17 protein-coding genes are annotated in these 19891 nt (G+C 71.3%); all 17 read right to left on the bottom strand.

Features of this window, described 5'->3' with window-relative positions; translation table 11 throughout:
• Position 1: 1 nt before the first annotated feature.
• Entirely contained in the window at positions 2–1054 is a 1053-nt protein-coding gene (locus tag VF092_18925) for a hypothetical protein (protein ID HEX6749376.1), read from the bottom strand.
• A 241-nt stretch (positions 1055–1295) separates the two neighbouring features.
• Entirely contained in the window at positions 1296–2474 is a 1179-nt protein-coding gene (locus VF092_18920; protein ID HEX6749375.1) for a hypothetical protein, read from the bottom strand.
• Positions 2475–2951: 477 nt separating this feature from the next.
• Positions 2952–5777 carry a putative LPS assembly protein LptD gene (locus VF092_18915; protein HEX6749374.1) on the bottom strand — a complete coding sequence of 942 codons (2826 nt, stop codon included), beginning with the start codon at positions 5775–5777 and terminating at the stop codon, positions 2952–2954.
• A 99-nt stretch (positions 5778–5876) separates the two neighbouring features.
• Positions 5877–6650: a twin-arginine translocase subunit TatC gene (gene tatC / locus VF092_18910; GenBank protein ID HEX6749373.1), complete on the bottom strand. Its 774-nt coding sequence runs from the start codon at positions 6648–6650 to the stop codon at positions 5877–5879.
• A 216-nt stretch (positions 6651–6866) separates the two neighbouring features.
• Entirely contained in the window at positions 6867–7421 is a 555-nt protein-coding gene (gene nrdR, locus VF092_18905) for a transcriptional regulator NrdR (GenBank protein HEX6749372.1), read from the bottom strand.
• A gap of 328 nt (positions 7422–7749) precedes the next feature.
• Positions 7750–8688 (bottom strand): tetratricopeptide repeat protein, encoded by a 939-nt coding sequence (locus VF092_18900; protein ID HEX6749371.1) that lies wholly within the window; start codon positions 8686–8688, stop codon positions 7750–7752.
• Positions 8685–9296, bottom strand: coding sequence for a peptidoglycan-associated lipoprotein Pal (gene pal / locus VF092_18895; protein ID HEX6749370.1), 612 nt, complete (start codon positions 9294–9296; stop codon positions 8685–8687). Before pal ends, VF092_18900 begins: the two co-directional genes overlap by 4 nt.
• A 297-nt stretch (positions 9297–9593) precedes the next feature.
• Positions 9594–10928, bottom strand: a complete 1335-nt coding sequence (locus tag VF092_18890; GenBank protein HEX6749369.1) for a hypothetical protein — start codon at positions 10926–10928, stop codon at positions 9594–9596.
• Positions 10929–10939: 11 nt separating this feature from the next.
• Positions 10940–11791 (bottom strand): hypothetical protein, encoded by an 852-nt coding sequence (locus VF092_18885; protein HEX6749368.1) that lies wholly within the window; start codon positions 11789–11791, stop codon positions 10940–10942.
• A 476-nt stretch (positions 11792–12267) separates the two neighbouring features.
• A complete protein-coding gene (locus tag VF092_18880; protein ID HEX6749367.1) occupies positions 12268–12687 on the bottom strand; it encodes a biopolymer transporter ExbD in 420 nt (139 codons plus the stop codon).
• A complete protein-coding gene (locus VF092_18875; GenBank protein ID HEX6749366.1) occupies positions 12687–13397 on the bottom strand; it encodes a MotA/TolQ/ExbB proton channel family protein in 711 nt (236 codons plus the stop codon). Before VF092_18875 ends, VF092_18880 begins: the two co-directional genes overlap by 1 nt.
• A gap of 22 nt (positions 13398–13419) precedes the next feature.
• The gene (gene hemA, locus VF092_18870; protein HEX6749365.1) at positions 13420–14724 is read right to left on the bottom strand and encodes a glutamyl-tRNA reductase; all 1305 of its coding nucleotides are present in this window, start codon (positions 14722–14724) and stop codon (positions 13420–13422) included.
• Positions 14706–15344, bottom strand: coding sequence for a bifunctional precorrin-2 dehydrogenase/sirohydrochlorin ferrochelatase (locus VF092_18865; GenBank protein HEX6749364.1), 639 nt, complete (start codon positions 15342–15344; stop codon positions 14706–14708). Before VF092_18865 ends, hemA begins: the two co-directional genes overlap by 19 nt.
• Positions 15341–16159, bottom strand: coding sequence for a cytochrome c biogenesis protein CcsA (gene ccsA / locus VF092_18860; protein ID HEX6749363.1), 819 nt, complete (start codon positions 16157–16159; stop codon positions 15341–15343). Before ccsA ends, VF092_18865 begins: the two co-directional genes overlap by 4 nt.
• A gap of 245 nt (positions 16160–16404) precedes the next feature.
• Positions 16405–17439 carry a LysM peptidoglycan-binding domain-containing protein gene (locus VF092_18855; GenBank protein HEX6749362.1) on the bottom strand — a complete coding sequence of 345 codons (1035 nt, stop codon included), beginning with the start codon at positions 17437–17439 and terminating at the stop codon, positions 16405–16407.
• A gap of 401 nt (positions 17440–17840) precedes the next feature.
• On the bottom strand, positions 17841–19052 hold the full coding sequence (locus VF092_18850; GenBank protein ID HEX6749361.1) for a hypothetical protein: 1212 nt from the start codon (positions 19050–19052) through the stop codon (positions 17841–17843).
• A gap of 88 nt (positions 19053–19140) precedes the next feature.
• Positions 19141–19839 (bottom strand): SOS response-associated peptidase, encoded by a 699-nt coding sequence (locus tag VF092_18845; GenBank protein HEX6749360.1) that lies wholly within the window; start codon positions 19837–19839, stop codon positions 19141–19143.
• Positions 19840–19891: the final 52 nt, after the last annotated feature.

The following is a 19891-nucleotide window of genomic DNA, read 5'->3' as shown; positions in this document are numbered from 1 at the left end:
CTCATCTTCCCCTCCCATTCTCCTCGGTGTTCGCGGGGAGATGGCCCGTGATCCAGGCATTGAACCGCTCTGCCGTGTCCAGGCGGAACGGCAGCCGGGCGATCACCGGCGTCACGGCGTCATTCTCCGGCGCCGGGCCGTCCCGCGGTCCGCCCCTGTCCCGGGGTCCGCCCCGCGCGGGGGAGAGGACGCGCATGTACTCGATGGAGATGCGATCGCCCGGCTGCAGGAGCTTGAGCGTGGTCTGGTACTCGTTGCCGGTGTGCGACGAGAACCCGTGCGCCTCGTCGCGGCCGACGACGTTCTCGTGCTCCAGCAGCACCGTCACCGGCTGGCCGCGCGGCACGATGACGATCGGCACGGCGCCGTACCAGCCCGTCGGGGGCGCGACGTCACCCGGCCTGGTCGTCACCCGCAGGTTGAGCCGCCCGGGCGCGCCGGCGCGGAAATCGGCGGAGTACGCGATGGTAGCGCCGCCGTTGCGGTGCCACATCACGTACGACCGCCAGCCGAGATACTCCAGGTGCGGCGCGGCGGGATTCCGCACCGGCTCCGTCGTCAGCTCTCCATCCATGTCGGGCGGCGCGAGCGGCGCGCCGGGATCTCGCCGGGTGACGCTGAAGGTGTGCTCGCCGAAGTCGTTCAGCACGAACGGCAGGATGATGGTGTCGCCCACGCACACGTCCCGGATCTCGGCGCGGCGCAGGCAGCCGCGCCCGCCCACGCGGATGGCGGAGGCGTGCTCCACGTGCGTGTACAGCGGGTTCTCCGGGTGCACGTGGTCACGATACGCGTAGCGGTAGGCGAGGGCGTAGTCGCCGCTGCGCACGGGCTGCGCGTGCACGAGCCAGTAGACGCCGCCGCGCTCCCGCAGCCCGCGGCTCAGCTCGTGGCGCGCGATCCGGAAGTCGCCGCCGAGCGCCGCCGCGAGCGAGCGCCGCAGCGCCGCCGTGTCGCGCACGGAGGGATCCGCATCGCCGCGCGGAAGGTTCGCGTGAGGTGTCGAAGCCGCGGAGAGGGCCAGCGCGGCCAGGATCGGCCGAAGGAGTGGCATCATCGTCTCCTCCCGCGAGGAGGAATCGCCCGGACGAACGGAGGTTGGCTTCCTGCGGTTGGTGACCCCGCTCCTCCGCCCGCCCGGGCGATCATCTGCGTGTATCGAAACCCTCATCTATCTGCCGGCTGCGGCGCCCTGGCCGCGGTACTTCTCCCACATCCGGGCACGACTTCCGTCCGATGCCGGGTTGACCCGGCACGCGATCAGGCGAGGCGCACCGGGATCCCCGGAGCTGCCATCACCCCCCCACGCGGTCGAGGCGCACGTCGTTGGCGACGAGCTGGTATGCCCAGTCGAAGATCATCAGGTCGTGCCCCGAGCCGTCGTTCCCCAGGATGTCGGCGCGCACGACGCCGTAGTGCGTCTGCCCGTCGCTCCCCGTCACCCGCAGGATGTAGCTGAACTCGGGCTTGATGAGGATGGCGGTGGTCTGGTATCCCGCCGTCGGCGCCCGCGTGGCCGCGCGGCAGTCGGCGTCGGCGCCGGGGCCGCAGGCGAGCGCCGTGGTGCGGCCGCTGTACTCGACGACGGACGAGCCGTTCAGCGGCACGATCTGCCACCCCGCCCCCGTGCGCTCCAGCCGCCACTGCGCCTGCGCCGACGAGCCGTCGAGGACCGGGTTGGTGGACTCCGACGTCTGGAAGCGGAAGCCGCTCTGCGTGGAGTTCGTCTGGAAGGTGTAGATCAGCTCGCTGCGCACGTCGGGCCGCGGCACCACCGTCATCTCCGCGGAGAGCGCGCTCACGTGCTCGAAGGTGTCCACCGCGGCCACCCGGTAGCCGTACACGTGGCCGTTCGTCGCCCGCGTGTCCACCAGCCCCAGCCCGTCCGTCTCCCCCAGCCCGTAGAGGTAGCTGGTGGCGTCGATGCGGGTGAGGTAGACCACGTACTTCCACAGCGCGCCGCCCACGCCGCCGTCGCGCCAGCGGACGAACGCGGCGTTGTCGAGCGCCACCGCGCTGTCGGCCTGCGGTGTGGCGGGCGTGGTGGACGCGGGGACGCGCACCACCTCGCGGAAGTCGGTGGTCGTCTCCTGGTTGGTGTCCTCGTCGGCCGTGGCCACGTAGTACTCGTACTGCACGCCCTGCGTGACGTTGCGGTCGCGGTACACGCACCCGTTGGCGGTGCATGAGGTGACCGTGGCGATCAGGAAGAAGTTCGCGTCGCCCACGCGCCGGGCGTAGACGCGGAACGGCTGGCTGCTCCAGTTCGCCGGCGGGTTCCAGTGCACGTCCACCACCGGGTAGCCGGTGGACTGACCGGTGTTGGTGAAGCCCTCGAGCACCCAGTGGGTCTCGACGCTCAGGTCGGTGGGCGCGCCCGGCGGCGGCCCGCCGATGATGACGTCGTGGTGTCGGTCGCAGGCGGCCAGCAGCGCCGCCGCGGCCAGCGCGGGGATGAGTCGGTTGCGAAGCATGGGGGTCCGTCTGATCGGTGTGGTGTGCGGAAGTCCGCGACTGCCGACGGATGCATCAGGCAACGCGCGTTCCGGCCTCCACGCAGTGCGGCACGCGAGGACAAGTCGTTGTGATGCAAATGGTTGGATGAACGGATGGCGGGGACGGAGGAGGTGCGCTCGTCCCCGCCTTGAGAGGATGGGTGTCCTTCGCGAAAGACAGTGGGGTGCGACGGGCGATCAACGTCATCGCTGCCTGCTGATCGACCATCGGTGTGGCCGCGGCGGGGAGGCCCTCTCCCCCCGGCCCCCTCCCCCAAAACCGACTGGGGGAGGGGGAGACCTCAGCGCGGGGAGAGGCTTCGGCGCGGGTGGGGAGGACCGAAAAAAGAAATTATCTCACTCAGAGTCAGCAGGGTCAGCAGAGAGAACCGCTTTCAGTTCTCTGCTGACCCTGCTGACTCTGCGTGAGACTTTCTGTTTTTCAGTTCAGCGCGATTACGGCGGCGGAAGCGTCGTAGGGGTGGTGGCGGGGCGGTCGACGCCCAGGTTGCTCTCGTGGTAGTCGGCCTTCAGGTCCGGAAGGTCGATCAGGTGCACCGAGAACGAGAACGCCGTGTTGCCGTTCGGCGCCAGGTTGTAGTCGAAGTTCGCCTGCCAGCGGTACAGGTCGCGCTTCAGGTTGATGGTGTGCGCCGCGAACTGCCCCGTGGTGGTCGAGTACTGCGTCTGCCAGCTCACCGCCCAGTTGCGCGTGGGCTGGAAGGTCAGCCGCCCGCCGATCTGCGAGTTCCCCCCGCCCGCGAAGCTCCCCGGCACCGTGTCGGCCGGGCTGCGGCGCTGCCGCGTCAGCGAGTAGGTCAGCGCCAGCGACCAGGGGCCGCCCCCCGCCTGCTGGTTGTTCCCCGTGGCGTTCGCGCCGCCGATCGGCGTCTCCGGCGGCCGGCCGGCGGCGTCGGGCGTCTGGCCGCGCTCAGTCGCCCTCTCCGGCTCGTTCGAGCGCGCGAAGCCCAGCCAGCGGAAGAGCGCCGAGTTCTGCCCCAGCGTGAAGCTGGTGCTGAACGAGGTCAGGAAGGGCGAGAAGCCGCCGCGCCGCAGCGCCACGCCACTGTCCGTCGGCACCAGCCGCTGGTCGAACAGCGAGTGCGACATGGTGAACTGGAAGCCGCCCAGCAGGTCCGTGCGCACCGTGGTGTTCAGGTCCGGCGTCAGCCACCGCTCGTTGAACTGGTTGCTCCCCACGAACTGGTAGGCGATGGCGTTGGCGTTGATGGCCAGCAGCGTGATCTTCTGCGCCTGCTGCGGCGCCGCGCGGTTCCCCGCCGCGTTGGCCGTGTCGCGCGCCGAGTCGCCGCGCACGGGGCGGGGGGCGCGCACCTTGCCCTCGAACGTCTGGTCGATCCCCACCTCGATCTGGTTGATGGCCCGCGCCGAGGTGGGGCCGAACACCAGGCGCTGGATGCGCGCCTGCGCGCTGTCGTGGATCTGCACCGCCGGCGCGTAGCGGTAGTTGACCAGCGGGTGGATGTGGTGCCGGATCGCCTCGTAGTTGCCGAAGCCGGGGAAGAAGCCGTACAGGTCGGTGTTCAGCCCCACGCTCAGGTTCAGCCGCGGCGGCCCGGCCACGAAGGTGTTGTACGCCCCCTGCATCGAGTCGGGGATCACGCCGGTGGTGTCGCGCCGCACCAGCTCGCGCTCGAAGCCGATGCTGGGCGTCAGCTGCGTGCTCCCGATCAGCCGGATCTGGTACCCGGTCGACGCGCTGAAGCGGACGCGGTCGGTGCCGAACCCGGGGATCGCCGCCAGCCGGGTCGTGTCGGTGCGGAAGACGGTGGTGTCGATGGCGCTGCGCGGAAGCGAGTCGAGCGCCGAGCGCGACTGGTGCGAGTACGATCCCGAGCTGGAGATCTGGAAGTTGCCGATCTGCAGCCCGCCCGTGGCCGAGAAGTCGCCCGTGTTCTGCGAGGGGAGGCGCCGCAGCAGCGCGTCGCCGAAGGCCTGCTGCGTCTGGCTGCCGCTGAACCCCACCGTCAGCACCACGTTGGGGAGCAGGTTGATGGGGTTCACGTTCAGCGCCACCCGCGGGCTGAAGGTGCGGTCGTCGTTCCCCACGCTCTGCCGCCGCTCGGCCGAGAAGGAGAAGTTGCCGAAGTCCAGCCGCCGCGTCAGCGAGAAGTTGCTCGACAGGTCCGCCGTCTGCCGGAACGGGTCCACCACGCGCTCGCGCTCGAACGCCGTCGACGAGGCGAAGCCCAGCGCCAGCGCCAGCTCCGTGCGCTCGTTGGCGCTCCAGTGCGCGCCGCCGTTCAGGTTCAGCCGCCCGGGGCCGTCCACCTCCCAGAAGCGCTCGCCCTCGATCTGCCCGTTCAGGAAGCGCCGGCGGAAGTTGAACTCCAGGTTCCCGCGCGCCGCCGTGTAGCTCTGGCTCCGCCACCGTCCCGCCAGCTGCAGGCCCAGGTACGGGCTGATCGCCCAGTAGTAGCCGATGTTGCTGATCTCCCGCCCCGTCCCCCGGCTGTTCCCGCTCCCGCCGCGCGTGCGGATGATGTCGTTGATCTCGAACTGGGGGATCAGGAACCCGCTCCGCCGCCCGTGCTCCAGGTCCTGCACGATGAAGGGCAGCGCCATCACCGGCACGTTCTTGAAGAAGAGATAGGCCGGCCGGCCGACGAGGATGCGGTTGCGGATGATCATGATCCGGTCGGCCTTGAAGTGGTAGGCCGGCTCCGGGCGGTCGTCGCTGGTGAAGGTGCTGTTGTTGGCGTAGATGCGCTCGTTGCGCTCGCTGGTCACGTCGCCGGCGACGTACCAGGTCGCGTTCTCGGTGATCTTGGTCCTCGCGCCCCGCACGTTCGCCCTGCGGCTGGCGATGTCGTAGAAGAAGACGTCGCCGGTGATGGGCTCGCCCTCCGTCGGGTTCCCCTGGGGATTGCCGTAGGCGGCGACCAGGTCGGAGAGGTCGCGGTAGACGATGGAGTCGCGCGCGGTGATCACGTCGCCGGCGCGCTCGACGCGCGACGCGCCGCGCAGCCGCAGCGTGCGGTCGAGCGAGCGGTACTCGGCGCTGTCGGCGTTGTAGAAGATGGGGACGTAGCCCTGCAGCTTCAGCAGCGCGTCGATGGTCGAGTCGCTCTGCGTGGGGCGCCCCGTGGCCGCCGGGCGCGTGGTGTCGCCCTGCGGGCGCGGCTGGTTGGGGCGCGGCGTGGGCGTGGGCCGGGTGCCGCGGTTCATCCCCGGGATCACCTGCGCGCGCGCCGCCGTCGCCAGCAGCGCGCAGGCTGCGAGCGCCAGGGTGAGCGCCAGGGGAACTGCTCTCCGTTTCACGCGGTCCGTGGTCCGGGTGGGGTTTCCGTCATTCTTCCGCGAATCTAGCGCGCCGCGGCCCCGGCCGGGGAGCGCGGCGCGCGCCGTCTAACCGATTCCTCACGCCTCCGCCGGCTCCGCCGCCGCGGCCACCTTCTTCCGCGTGACCAGGCGGGAGAGGAAGATGCTGAACTCGTACAGCAGGATCAGCGGCACCATCATCATCAGCGTCAGCGTGATCACGTCGCCCGGGGTGAGCACCGACGCCAGCACGGTGATCAGGGCGATGGCGTGGCGCCGCTTGCTGGCCAGGAACTCGGGCGTCACCAGCCCCATCACCGAGAGGATGAGGATCACCACGGGGAGCTCGAACACGCCGCCGAACGCCAGCAGGAGGCGGGTGACGAAGCCCAGGTACTCGCCGATGACGATGCTCTGCTCCAGGCTCTCCGTCTGGAAGCCCATGGTGAAGCGCAGCGTCATCGGCAGCACGATCTCGTAGCTCATCAGCACGCCCAGCGCGAACAGCACCAGCCCCATGTACAGCGCGGGGATGATCACCCGCTTCTCGCGCGGCAGCAGCGCGGGCGACAGGAACGCCCACAGCTGGTAGATCACGATCGGCGACGCCAGCACCAGGCCGACGGAGACCGCCAGCTTCAGGGTGATGAAGAACGGCTCGGTGGGGCTCAGGTACTTCAGCTTGCTCCCGTGCAGGAACGGCTTGATGGGGGCGATCAGCAGCCCCAGCACGTCCAGCCGGGTGACCAGGAACCAGCCCGCCACCGCGCAGATCACGACCGCCAGCAGGCTCCAGATCAGCCGCCAGCGCAGCTCCTCGAGGTGGTCGAGGAACGGCATCTCGCCGCTGGCGGTCTTGGCGAATTTCGGCATCCTCGAATATCCGGTGCAGCCGGAGCCGCGGCGGCGCGGGGACGGATCCCGCGATCCGCGAGCTCCGTCGGGCGTGCTGCGTTGGTCTCCGGGAAAACGTCGGAGGGAGTGGCCCGTCTACCCCCGAGCCGCGCGAAAGTGCGGCGGGAGGCCGGGCTAAACGCGCGGCCTCCCGTAACTTCGGCGTTCGGGCCCCCGGTGGGAAGGGGGTGCGGCCTACGACGGCGAGGGATCGGGGCCGGGCATCTCCTCCTCGTCGCCGCCGTCGAGGGTGGCCAGCGGCAGCTCGCGCTGGTAGCGGCGCACCTCGCGCAGCGCCGCCAGCTCGCGCAGCTCGCCCAGCTCCTCGGCGAACTCCTGCACGTCGGCGAAGTTGCGGTACACGCTGGCGTAGCGCACGTAGGCGATCTGGTCGCGTTCCTTCAGCCGGCTCATCACCATCTCGCCGATCTCGCGGCTGCTGACCTCGCCGGTCTCGCGGCGGTCCAGCTCGCGCTCGATGTCCTCGACGATGGTCTCGATCTCGGCGGGGGTGATGGGGCGCTTGGCGCTGGCCACCTCGATGCTGCGCAGCAGCTTGCGGTGCTCGAACGGCTCCGTCTCGCCGTCGCGCTTGACCACCTGCAGCGTGCGCTCCTCGATGTACTCGTAGGTGGTGAAGCGGCGTCCGCAGCGCAGGCACTCGCGGCGGCGCCGCACCGCGCGCCCCTCGCGGCCGGTGCGGGAGTCGACCACGCGGTCGTCCTGGTGATGGCAGAACGGGCAGCGCACGGACGGGGGATCTCCTCGGGGTGATCAGGAATCTACAACAGATAGTCCTAAGTCCTAAGTCCTGAGTCCCAAGTAGCGCAAGATCTAGTGGGTACCCGTACGCGCTCCCGTCAACAGAATGTTCTCACGCGGAGACGCGGAGACGCGGAGAACTACAGGAGAGAGGAGACACGAATCCGTTTCCGCGTTTTTCTCTCCGCGACTCCGCCTCTCCGCGTGAGAACCATCGACAGCATCCGCCGCGACACAGAGGGCATGTCGCGGCGGACGTTCAACTCAGGACTCAGGACTCAGGACTCAGGACTTAGGACTCAGGACTTTCTTTTCCCTACCTCGTCCCCAGCCGGTCCAACTGCGTCCTCGCCTCCTCCGCCTCGTCGCTGCGGGGATAGCTGCGCAGGATCTGGTTGAGATGGCTGCGCGCCTGGGTCCGGTCGCCGCGCGCGATCTCCAGCCGCGCGATGCGCAGGAGCGCGGCCGGGGCGCGGGCGGACGTCGGGTAGCGGTCCACCACGCGCTGGTACGCGGCGATGGCGGCGTCGGGGTCGCGCGTGTACGTCTCGCCGATGTAGAACTGCGCCTCGGCCGCGCGCCGGTCGTTCGGCGCGATGCGGAGGAACTCCTGGAAGCCCGAGCGCGCGGTGGTCAGCGAGCCGCGCTGGTACGCGCCCATCGCCGCCTGGTACGCGTCGTCCGCCGTCGGCGGCGCGTCGTCGCGCGTGGGCCGCGGCCGCGTCGTGCTCCCCGACGTCGTCGGCCGATCCGCCGCCGCCGCGGGGCGATCGGTCGCGGGGCGCGTGGAGGTGCCGCGGTCCGTCGTCGCCGGACGATCGGTCGTGGCGGGACGGTCCGTCGCGGGGCGGTCGTTCGCGGCGGTGCGGTCGGTGGGCGCGTCGTCGGCCGGCGCGGGCTCGGCGGCTTCGGCAGCGGCCTGGGCGGCGCGGGCCTCCTCGGCGCGCTGCTCGATCTGGCGCTGCAGGTCGCGGATCTGCTGCTGGCTCTGGCCGCTGAGCGACTGGATCTGCACCAGCTGCCGGTCGATCTGCAGCAGGCGGTTGGCCACGTCGGCGCGCATCCGCGCGTTCTGCGTGCTCAGCGAGTCGAGCATGGCCTCGGTGCGCGCGATCAGCGCCTGGATCTGCCGCTGCTGCTCGATCCGGTCGCTGTCCATCTGTGTGCGCAGCGTCTCCAGGTCCTGCTTGGTGGCCAGGCATCCGGCCAGCAGGGGCAGGAGCGCGGCGGCCACGGCGGTGCGGGTGTGCTTCATCGGCGCAGCTCCGCGGGCACGGTGGTGATCTCGCCGCCGGCCACGGTGAACTCCGCGCGGCGGTTGCGGGCCCAGGCCTCCTCGCCCTCGCCCTCCTCCAGCGGCCGCTCCTTGCCGTAGCTGATGGTGGAGAGCCGCGATCCGTCGATCCCCAGGTTCTGCAGGTAGGCGCGTACCGCCTCGGCGCGGCGCTGGCCGAGCGCCAGGTTGTACTCGGTGCTGCCGCGCTGGTCGCAGTGCCCCTCCACGCGCAGGCGCACGCCGGGGTTGGCGCGGAGCACCGAGGCCTTCATCTCCAGCCGCCGCTCGGCCTCGGAGGTGATCTCGTCGCTGTCGTACTCGAAGAACACGATCTCGGTCAGCGCGTCGCGCGCGGTGGAGACGGCGGCCTCGCGGGCGCGGCGCTCGCGCTCCAGCCGGTCGCGCTCCGCCTGCAGCGCCACCTCGTTGGCGCGGGCGATGGAGTCGGCGCGCGCCCGCTCCCGGTCGGCGCCGTCGTTCACCACGGTGGTGCTGGTGTACGGCTCGGGGTTGTTCTGCGGCTTCTTCCGGCAGCCGGCCAGCGCCAGCGGAACCAGCAGCAGTGGGGCTGCGTGGCGAAGCTTCATCGTGTGTCTCCCCTCCGTTGGTTGTGACGATCCCGGGCGAATGAATTCGCGGCAACAAGGGCACAAAGTCCCTGCGGGACTGCTGGAGAGGCATTCTGCCGCTCCCTCATCACCCTGCCCGCCTCGATGATCTTCTCGAGAGTGGAGAAATCATCTCCACCCCTCACCATCGATGGCTGCGGCCGCGCTCATCTCACCCGCTCGCTCGGGTGCCGCGTCCGCAGTCGCGCAGCGACTTTGTGCTGTTGTTGCCGTGAATTCATTCGCCCGGGTACAGATGCCGGTCCCGCAGAGCGGCTATCTCCCCGCCCCCGCCGCCTGCGCGCCGCCGCCGCGCGCCAGCGCCGGCGACCATGCCGGCAGCCCGAAGCCGCGCCCGCCGACCAGCGTGCGCACCTTGCCGGTGACGGTGTCGAGCACGAACAGGCCGCCGCCGTCGCGGTTGGGGCTGGCAAAGACCAGGTGCCGCCCGTCCGGCGCCCAGCTGGGGTCCTCGTTGCGGCCGCGGTCGGTCAGCAGCCGCGCGCCGCGCCCGTCCGCGCCCACCATCACGATCTGCGGCACGCCGTTCACGCGCGACGAGAACGCGATCCAGTCTCCCGCGGGCGACCAGTCGGGCGAGGTGGAGTAGCCGCTGCGGCCGTAGGTGTAGTCGGAGACGATGCGCGGCTCGCCGCCGCCGGCGCTCATCACGTACACCGCGGGCTCGCCCAGCCGGTCGCTCACGAACGCGATCCGCCCGCCGTCGGGCGAGAAGGAGGGCGACAGGTTCTCGAAGCGCCGCGACTGCGTCAGCGTGCGCGTCCCCCCCGGCCCCGCCAGCGCGATCTCCGTGTTCCCGCCCTCCGTCATCCCGAAGGCGATGGTCCGCCCGTCCGGCGCGTACGCGGGGGTGATGTTGATGCCGTCGCGGGCGGAGACGGTGCGCTCGCCCCCCGTCCCCAGGTCGCGCTCGAACAGGTGCGGGCCGCCGCGCTTGAAGCTGGTGTACGCCAGCCGCCGCCCGTCCGGCGACCACGCGGGCGAGAGCGCGATCGAGCCGTCGCTCGTCACCCGCGTCACCCCCTCACCGTCGCTGTCGACCAGGTAGATCTCCTTCGAGCCGCGTCCCTGCGTCACGAACGCGATCCGCGTCGCGGCGAAGCCTGGCTGCCCCGTCGCCCATCTCACCACCGCGTCGCTGGCGGCGTGCACGGCCATGCGGAATCCGCGCGAGCCACGGGCGGGGAGGCCGAAGCTTCCCGTCCCCTTCACCTCGCCGTAGACGGCGTCGTAGAGGGTAAGCCGCAGCGTCGCGCCTGCGCCGTTGTCCGTCACCGTGCCGTTCAGCAGCCAGTCGGCGCCGCGGTCGCGCCAGGTGGCGACGTCGGGGCGGTCGGCGACCGGGGTGCCGGCGGGCGGGTCCTTCATCTCGAAGCGATCGCTCAACTCCAGGTCGTTGCGGAGGATCTGCCGCGCCGCGGCCGCGTCCTCGCCGGCGAAGGGGAGGACGAGGAAGCCCGGCGCGGTGCCGGTCTCGTACGTCATCCGCAGCCGCACGCCGGGCGTGGTGTCGTTCTGGGCGAGGGCGGCGGCGGGCGCGAGCGCGGCCAGCGCCAGGGAGAGCGGGACGATTCGGGAGATGGAACGCACGCGGCCGATGGTCACAGTTGGGGGGTGATGTCCACGCAGACGGGAAGCTCGGGCGCCCCGAACGCGCGTGGCAGCGCGCCGAAGGCCTTGTGCAGCCCGGCCTGCTCCACCGCTTCCTGCACCGCCAGCCGGAAGGTGAAGCCGCCGCGCACGCGCCGCACGTCGATGTCGTCCACGCTGCCGTCGGGGAGCACGGTGAAGCACGCCTCGGCGCTGCCGGTGGAGCCCTCGGGGCGGCGGAAGTAGCGCCGCACCTGGCGGACGATGTTCTCGCAGTAGCCCGCGGACGGGCACTCCACGCCGCGCTGGCTCACGTTCAGCCCCTCGCCCCCGGCGGAATTGGGATCGGGATCGCGGCCGGTCGGCTGGCCGCGCGTGCCCGTCCCCGTGCTGCGCGGCCCGCTCCCCGGACCGTTGGATGCGGAAGGCTGCCGCGGGGTTGTGTTCCCCGCGTCCGGCTTCGGCGGCGTGGCGCGGTTCGTCGCCGGCGGCTTCGCGGGTGGCGCCGCCGGGGGCGCGGGACGCGGCTGCGGGCGCGTGGGCGTTGTAGGCGCGGGAGGGTGCGAGGGTTCCTTCGGCGGCGCGGGCGCCGGCTTCGGAGGCGTGGGTGCGGGCGCTGGCGCGGGCGGCGGAGGCGGGGCGGGGGGAGCCGGCCGCGGCGCCTGGTTTCCGCCGAGGTTGGGCGCGGGAGATTCGGCCGGGGGCGCGCCGCGCACGGTGGGCGGGGGCGAGACGATGTTGACGGCGTACACGCGCATCCGGCGGTCGCGCGGCGGCGCGTGCCCGAACCCCGCCTCGGCGATCAGCAGCGCGGCGATGACCACGGCGTGCACGACGACGGAGCCCGCGGCGGCGCGCCACATCCTGCCGCGCCGCTCATTCCTCGCTCGTCCGCCGCGCCCGCCAAGATCCATCTAGGGAGTCCTAAGTCCTGGGTCCTAAGTCCTAAGTCCTAAGTGGCTACTGTGCTTGGGATCTGCTCAGCGCCCAATTGCTGTCATTCCGAGCGCCGCCGCTCGACCGATGCCGCGTCGTGTACCATCATCTGCGCGGCGGCCGAGGAATCTTTGGCCGGCCTCCGCGCGAATGGCCGCCTGTCGCTCGTGCCCCGTCTACAGATTCCTCGGGCGCCGCCGGCATTGGCGCCGACGCGGTTGCGGTGCGGCGGCGCGCCTCGGAATGCCAGCTTTCGCGCGGATGCCGCGTCCGCAGTCGCGCAGCGACTTTGTGCTGTTGTTGCCGCGATTCATTCGCCCGCTCTACGCGGACGTCCGCGCACTCAGCACTCAGCACTCAGCACTCAGCACTCAGCACTCAGCACTCAGCACTCAGCACTTCCCTACCGCCCGCCCGGCCTCTCCTCCTCCGCGATCAGCCCGACCGTCGCTACGTCCGCCGCCTTCATCGCGCCGAGGACCTGCACGACGCGGCCGTAGGGGACGCCCTGGTCGGCGCGGAGGTAGACGCTCTTCGCGCCGCGCACGGCTACCGCCTCGGGGAAGCGGCGCTCGAACTCCTCCCAGCGCACGGGCGAATCGCCGATGAACACGGCGCCCTGGCGATCGACGGTGACGACGACGCCCTCGGACGAGGGGACGGACTCGGTGCGGGCGCGGGGGACGCTCACCTCCACGCCGCCCTGCAGCATCGGCGCGGTGATCATGAAGATCACCAGCAGCGTCAGCACCACGTCCACCAGCGAGGTGACGTTGATCTCCGCGCTGATCTCCAGCCCGCCGTGCCCGCGCCGCCGCGGCATCAGATGCGCCCCTCGCGCGCCAGCGCCCCGATGAACTCGCTGGAGAAGCCCTCCAACTCGCCCATGAAGAGGTTCAATCGACCCGTCAGGTAGTTGTACCCGATGGCCGCGGGGATGGCCACGACCAGCCCGCCCGCCGTCGCCACCAGCGCCTCCGCGATCCCCGGCGCCACGGCGGTGATGCTGCTCGATCCCGCGCTCGCGACGCCGATGAACGAGTTCATCACCCCGATCACCGTCCCCAGCAGGCCGAGAAGCGGCGACACCGTGGCGAAGATGGCCAGCCAGATCAGGCCGCGCGTCAGCCCGTCCCGCTCGTCCCCCTCCTCCTTCTCCAGGACGAGGCGGAGGACCTCGAGCTGCGCGGGGAGGAGGCCCTTCACCTCGCCCGTGGTGCGCGCGGCGGGGCGGAGCTCGGCGTAGAAGGTCATCCCTCGCTTGAACACGCGGGTGAAGGGGCTCTCGGGGAGCGCCATGATGGCATGGTAGGCGTCTTCCAGCCGCTCTGCCCGCTCCAGCCGCTCCACGAAGCGGTCGCTCTCGCGGCGGAGGCGGCGGAACTGGCGCACCTTCATCACGATCACCGCCCAGGAGACGATGGAGAAGACGGCCAGGAGGAACATGATGAGCTGGGTGGAGAGCGTTCCGGCGGCGATCATCCGCCAGACGTTGCCCAGCTCTCCGGTTTGTGCGGCCGACTGGATGATCATGCGGCGGGGGCGGGGCGAAGCGTCATTCGTCGTCCTTGCCGGCGGTTTCGTCGTTTTCGAGCTCGAAGAGGTAGCGCACCGTGTCCAGCACGCCGGTGCCGCGGCCGTTCCCCGCCGCCTGGCGGAGACGGGAGGTCGGCGCGTGCAGCAGCTTGTTCAGCAGCGAGCGGGTCAGCGCGTCCACCGCCGCCCGGTCCTCGTCCGACAGGTGGCTGAGGCGATGGAGCGCGCGCTCGGTCTCCTCCTGCCGCACCCGCTCGCCGTGGTCGCGGAGCGCGCGGATGGTGGGGACGACGGCGAGCGACGCGTACCACGCCCAGAAGTCGTCCACCCCGGCCGCGACGATCCGCTCCGCCTCGGGGAGCTCGGCGCGGCGGCGGTCCAGCGAGTCGTCGACGATCTGCTGCAGGTCGTCGATGTTGTAGAGGAAGACGTTGCGCTCGTCGGCCACCGCCGGCTCCACGTCGCGCGGGATGGCGATGTCGATGATGCACAGCGGCCGCCGCGCGCCGCGGGGGAGCGCCTGGCGGAAGCGCTCACGCGTGAGCACCGGCCGCGGCGCCGCCGTGCTGGCGATGACGATGTCCACATCCGCCAGCGCCAGCGCGAACTCGTCCCAGTGGATGGCGGCGCCGCCCCACTTCTCCGCCAGCTCGCAGGCGCGCTCGTACGTGCGGTTGGCCACGACGGCGGTGCGCACGCCCTCCGCGGCGAGGCATTCGAGCGTGACCTCGCTCATCTCCCCCGCGCCCAGGACCAGCGCGCGGCGGCCCTTCAGCGAACCGAAGATCTTCTTCGCCAGCTCCACCGCGGCGCTGGAGACGGACGCGGCGCCGATCCCCAGCCCCGTCTCGCTGCGCACCCGCCCGCCGATGCTGAACGCCGTCTGGAACATGCGGTTGAGCGCGGGGCCCACGACCGGTCCGCGGTCGCCGGCCACCTCGCGCGCGGCGGCGTACGCCTCCTTCACCTGCCCCTGGATCTGCGGCTCGCCCAGGATCATCGAATCGAGCCCCGAGGCCACGCGGAAGAGGTGCTGCGCGGCCTCGCGGTCGCGGTGCACGTAAAGCCAGCGCGCCGCGTCCTCCGCGCGCACGCCGATCCGCGCGGCGAGCGCCTCCTGCGCCCGGGCGACGCCGTCATCCCCTTCCACCGACGCGAGATAGAACTCCGTGCGGTTGCAGGTCGTAAGCAGCACCGCCTCGACCCCGGCCTCGCGGGCGAGCGCGCCCAGGGCCGGCGGGATCTCGGCGCGCCCGAAGGCGAGCCGTTCCCGCAGCTCGATGGGAGCCGTGCGGTGGCTGGCGCCTACGACTGCGACAGGCATCGGGCGATGCGGTGCTCCACGTCGTCGTCGCGGCCGGCGATGGCCGCGTCCACGAAGTCGGGGGTGATCAGGTCGAACCAGGCCGCGCGCCGCCGCGCCTCGTCGGCCGGCCAGCGCTTCCGCACCTCCCCGCGCAATTCGGCGAGACGCCGCGCCGCGCGACCGAGGCCGGGGGTGACGACGGATTCCAGCCTCTCCCTCAGCCGCCGCGCGAGAAGCGGACTCGCGCCGCCGGTGGAGAACGCCACCAGCACCTCGTCGTGGGCGATGCTGGAGGGGACGTGGACGATGGAGTGCGCCGGATCGTCGGCGAGGTTGAAGAGGGCGCCTTCTTCCGCAGCCTCGCGCCCCACCCTCGCGTTCACATCCGCGCTGTTCGTCGCGGCGAAGACGAGCGCGTAGCCGTCCGTGTCCCCCTTCGCGAACGTGCGCTGGTCCCACCGCAGCCCGTGCTGCTCGACCAGCCCGCGCAGCTCGGGGTGAAGCTGCGGGGCCACCACGTCCGGCCGCGCGCCGGCGTCGACCAGTCCCCGCACCTTGCGCAGCGCCACCTCGCCGCCGCCGACCACGAGGACGGCGAGGCGCGAGACGTCGAGCATCACCGGGTAGCGCGCGCTCACAGGAACGCTCCCCCGCGGCTCTCCGCCACGCGCAGGACGACGTAGCCGACGATCACCACCGCGAAGCCGAACACGCTGGCCAGCGCCGCGCGCCGCGCCGGCCGTCCCCCGCCCGCGCGCACCGCGAGGGCGACGGCGAAGACGAGCCAGGTCAGGATCCCCCACACCACCTTGGGATTGCCGGGCGACATCGGGTGGCCGAAGCGCTCCGTCCACGCCCAGCCGACCAGGAGAGAGACGGTGAGGAACCCCATCCCCGCGATCAGCGCGCCGCGGCCGATGCGGTCGAGCGTGTCGAGCGGGGGGAAGAAGCGGAAGATGGCGCCGAAGCGCTTGCTCTTGAGCTCGCGGAACTGGATCAGGTACATCAGCCCCGCGGCGAACGCGACGGTCAGCCCCGCGTAGCCCAGGAAGGCGAGGACCACGTGGAAGACGAACCACGGCCCCTGGAAGTCCATCACCTGCCGCGACGGCTGCACCCCCGCGATCTCCGCGATGGCGGCCACCGCGGCGGCGACGGGGACCAGCACGAGGCCGACGGGCCCGGTGCGCCCGAACGTCGCCAGCCCCAGCGACCCGGCGGCGATCAGCAGGGCGAAAACGGAGAGCGAGGGGCCCAGCCCGACCAGCGGCAGCTCGTGGAACTCGCCGTGGTAGACGGCGAACTCGGCCACGTGCACCACCAGCGCCGCGCCCAGCACCGCCGTGGCGATGCCGGGAAGGCGCCGGTCGCTGCGCGCCATCGACACGCCCAGGAGGGCGGCCGAGAGCGCGTACAGTGCCAGGGAGAGCAGGTGCAGCGTGGCGGTGGTCATCGCGTGGAAAATGCGTCGCGGCGCGGCGTTACGGAAGGGCGAGAATGCCGCTTCGAGCCGAACGGGCGTTCGACTCCCGCGTACCCCGCGAGGTCTCGCGCGGTCCGTTGCCGGGCGGGTGCGGAGGGAGTGCGAGAGTGCGAGAGTGCGAGAGTGCGGGGGTGCGAAAGCGCGAAACCGCACCGGCCGTGACGCCGATGCGGTTTCGCACTTCCGCACTTCCGCACTTCCGCACTCTCGCACTTCTAGGGCATCGCCCTCACGCGGCGGACGGGCTGGCCGACGACGATCGCCGGCTGCTGCATGGTGGTGATGCGCGCGCTGGCGGTCTGGTCCGTCACCTTCACCACCTGCAGGCGGGCGACGGGGATCTCCGGGCGGGTGCCCCAGTCGCGGCGCTCGCGCGGCATGAACACCTCGAACTCGTCGCCCTCCTTCACCCCTGCCTGCCGACCCACGTCGAGGAAGGCGATCTCCTCGACCGCCTGCGCCGGGTGCGGCTTCTCGAAGGCGAAGATGCGCGCCTGCATCCCGGTGGACGCCACCGGCATCACCCCCGCGCGGACCGGGAAGGGCGCCACGGGAACGACCAGGTCGCCGCGGCGCACGGGGTCGAACATGCGGATCACCACCACCGTGGCCACGTTGCCGTCGACGTTCGCCACGGTGCCCACGCCGGTCGGCGTCCACACGCGGCCGTACGGGCGCAGCTCGCGGGTGGGGCGCACGAACTGGATGCGGTCGCCGATGCGGAACGAGGCGCCGTCCATGGCCGCCACGTACACCTGGTCGTACACCTGGATGGCGGGCTGCTCCTCGAGCGGCACGACGGTGGGCGAGATGACCTCGGTCACCCGCCCCTTCGGCGTGATCTCGACGTCGCGCGCCACGAAGCCGGCGCGGTAGTAGTCGCCCACGCGCACCACCGGGTACTCGGCGCTGCCGGCGGGGAGGATGGTCAGCCGGTCGCGCGCGGTGTTGCGGGAGCCCTGGTAGAACACCGTGTGCTCGGGCTCCTGCTGCGCCGACGCGTACACGCCCACCGGCAGCACCAGCCGCTCGTTGGGATAGATCCAGCGCGGGTCGCGCACCACGTCGGTGTTGAGCCGGAAGATCTCGGGCCAGAGGAACGGGTCGGACAGGTACTGGCGGGCCAGGTCCCACAGCGTGTCGCCGCGGCGGACCACGTGCACGCGTCCTTCCGGCACGGTGTCCCGCTGCGCGGCCAGCGGGGCCGCGGCGGCCAGGGTGGCGGCGGCGACGAGTGCGGCTTTCTTCACGAGACCTCGCTGGGTGCGGAAAGTCGGGTCGGTGTGGTGGCGGCGGGCGCGCAATGGCGGCGCCCGCGCGGGCGTGTCCGGGCGGCTCCGTGCGGGGGAGTCGCCGGGTACGGGTGCTGTAATCGGGGGGAGTGGCAGGAATGGTAAGGCGCTGCCGTCCTGCCCGTCAAGACGGACGGCGCGCTATCCTTCGTCCCGATGCCGCGTTGCGCGCCCGTATACGTTGAGCGTCCGCCCTACCGCCATCCCCGTGCCGTGGCGTCCGTTTCGATGTAAGAAGATGCAGTGCAATCACTTGCATTGTATCGCCACGAGGAGGGGAATGCACAAGTGGATGACCGATGTTCGCGGAATGGAAAAGATTGCGCCGGCTTTACCGTCATACGAGCGGCCTCCGCCCGTCAGCCGGGAGGAAGTGGCCCGGGTGGAAGGCCAAGGTCGGGAAGGGCGTTGACTTGCACCCAACGGCGGAAGAACGGATCGTCGAACGTGTATGCGCCCGTGGCATCACGAGCGAGGACTTCGCGCTCGAGGAGGCGGGAAAGCGCGCTGGACACGGTCGACTTGGCTCCCAGCCGGTAGCGGGCCAGTACGTCTGCCGCGAGAATCGCGATCCCCGGCTCGGCGGCAATCGCCCGCAGGATTCGCTGCTCGATTTTCTGGAGCGTTCTCCAGAGCGCGTCGTAGAGTGCGCCTTCCTCGCGGACGAGCTGGTCGAGCGCGGCTTCCGCTGCACCATCATCCGCACGTCCTGCCCGGATCGCGGAATCCCACACCACGCGGGCGAGCTGCACCACGTCGCGCGTGCGCGGCTGGGCGAGCGCCACGATCCGGTCCGCGAGCGCGAGCGGAACCGTCACTCCCGTTCGTGCCGCGCGGCGTGTGATCCACTCCGCCAGCACATCCGGAGCGATGGAACCGAAATCCAATCGGTCCACCTGCTTCCACAACGCGCGGCCCTTGTTCGTCAGCATGGCCTCGATCAGGTGCCGCTTGGAGCCGGCCAGGACGTAACTCAGGTTGCGGTGGGTTTCCATCGCGGATTTCAGTGCCCACTCGGCATCCTCGCCGCCCCATTCGTGGATGCGCTGGAACTCGTCGATCCCGATCCCGAGCGTGATTCGCTGGGCTTCCATCTGCGCGTCGATGGCCCCGAGCACGTCCCACAGGAGCCGGGGACGCGCATCGGATTCCTCGCGAAGACCGAACGCGAAGCGCACCGACGGCGGCAGGCCTGCCGCCGTCCCGGGGCGCAGCTCCATCGTGGCCTGGAGCCGCTCCGCGATCCGTTCCATTGTCTCGCGCCAGTTCCTCCCGATCTCGTGACGGACCGCGCCGAGCAGCTGCTGCGCGGCATCCGCGGGATCGGTCGCGGTGGCGAAGCTCGCGACCGCGACCTTCTGGCCGGCTTTGCGGGCCGCTGCCGCTGCCCGGTCCAGCGCACTCGACTTGCCGAGCCGGCGATCACCGAACACGACCAGCCGCGTGCCGGGCTCCCGGAACGCACGGACGATTCGGGCGACCTCCTGCTCGCGGTCGGCAAAATGATCGTCGTGGGCCAGAAGCCCGATCTCGAACGGATTTCGTGGCGTCGCAGGCAGTTTCTTCGCCATCGGCAACTCTCCGCGCTGGTACGACGAAAATCGGTCCGATAAATATCGGACCGAAGTGTTCGTACTGCAAGCCCAGTCGTCGGCTCGGCTACGTAGAGGCGAACAATTCCGGCTCGGCAGCTTCGGGCTCGATGAGCGCAGGGCCGTCGTTGGCGGGGCGGTTGACGGCGGTGGAGACGGCGTGCATGCGCAGCGTGCCGTCGGGCGCGGAGCGGAGGAGCGCCAGCAGGTCGTCGGTGGGCGTCTCCGGGTCCAGCCACCCGTCGCGGTCGCCCGGGGCGACGATCACGGGCATGCGGTCGTGGATGCCGGCCACGTCCGCGCTGGGCGTGGTGGTGAGGATCGTGAAGGTGAGCACCGGCTCCGCGTCCTTCGCCGGGCGCCAGATCTCCCACAGCCCCGCGAAGGTGAGCGGCCCGCCGTCCATCGCGTGGATCCAGTGCGGGATCTTGCCGCCGGGCGCCTTCTTCCACTCGTAGAAGCCGCTGGCGGGCACCAGGCAGCGGCGGCGCTGGAACGCGGCGCGGTAGGCGGGCTTCTCGGCCACCCCCTCGGCGCGCGCGTTGATCATCTTGTTGCCGATGGCGGCGTCCTTGGCCCACGACGGGATCAGCCCCCAGCGGAACACGTCGAGCACGCGGCGGCCGGCGTCGCTCAGCAGCACCGGCGCGTGCTGCGTGGGCGCGATGTTGAAGCGCGGCAGCTCCGGCTCGGGGCATCGCCACGCCGCCTCGAACGCCGCCGCCAGCTCCGCGCTGCTCGCCTTCTGCCCGAATCGCCCGCACATCGCGCATCTCCTCCGTCCGAGGGGTCGCCCACATCACACCACGTGCGGATCA

The organism is Longimicrobium sp., assembly GCA_036377595.1.
Lineage (GTDB): Bacteria > Gemmatimonadota > Gemmatimonadetes > Longimicrobiales > Longimicrobiaceae > Longimicrobium.
The sequence above is the reverse complement of the archived record's forward strand: the minus strand, read 5'-3'. Positions and strand labels throughout refer to the sequence as shown.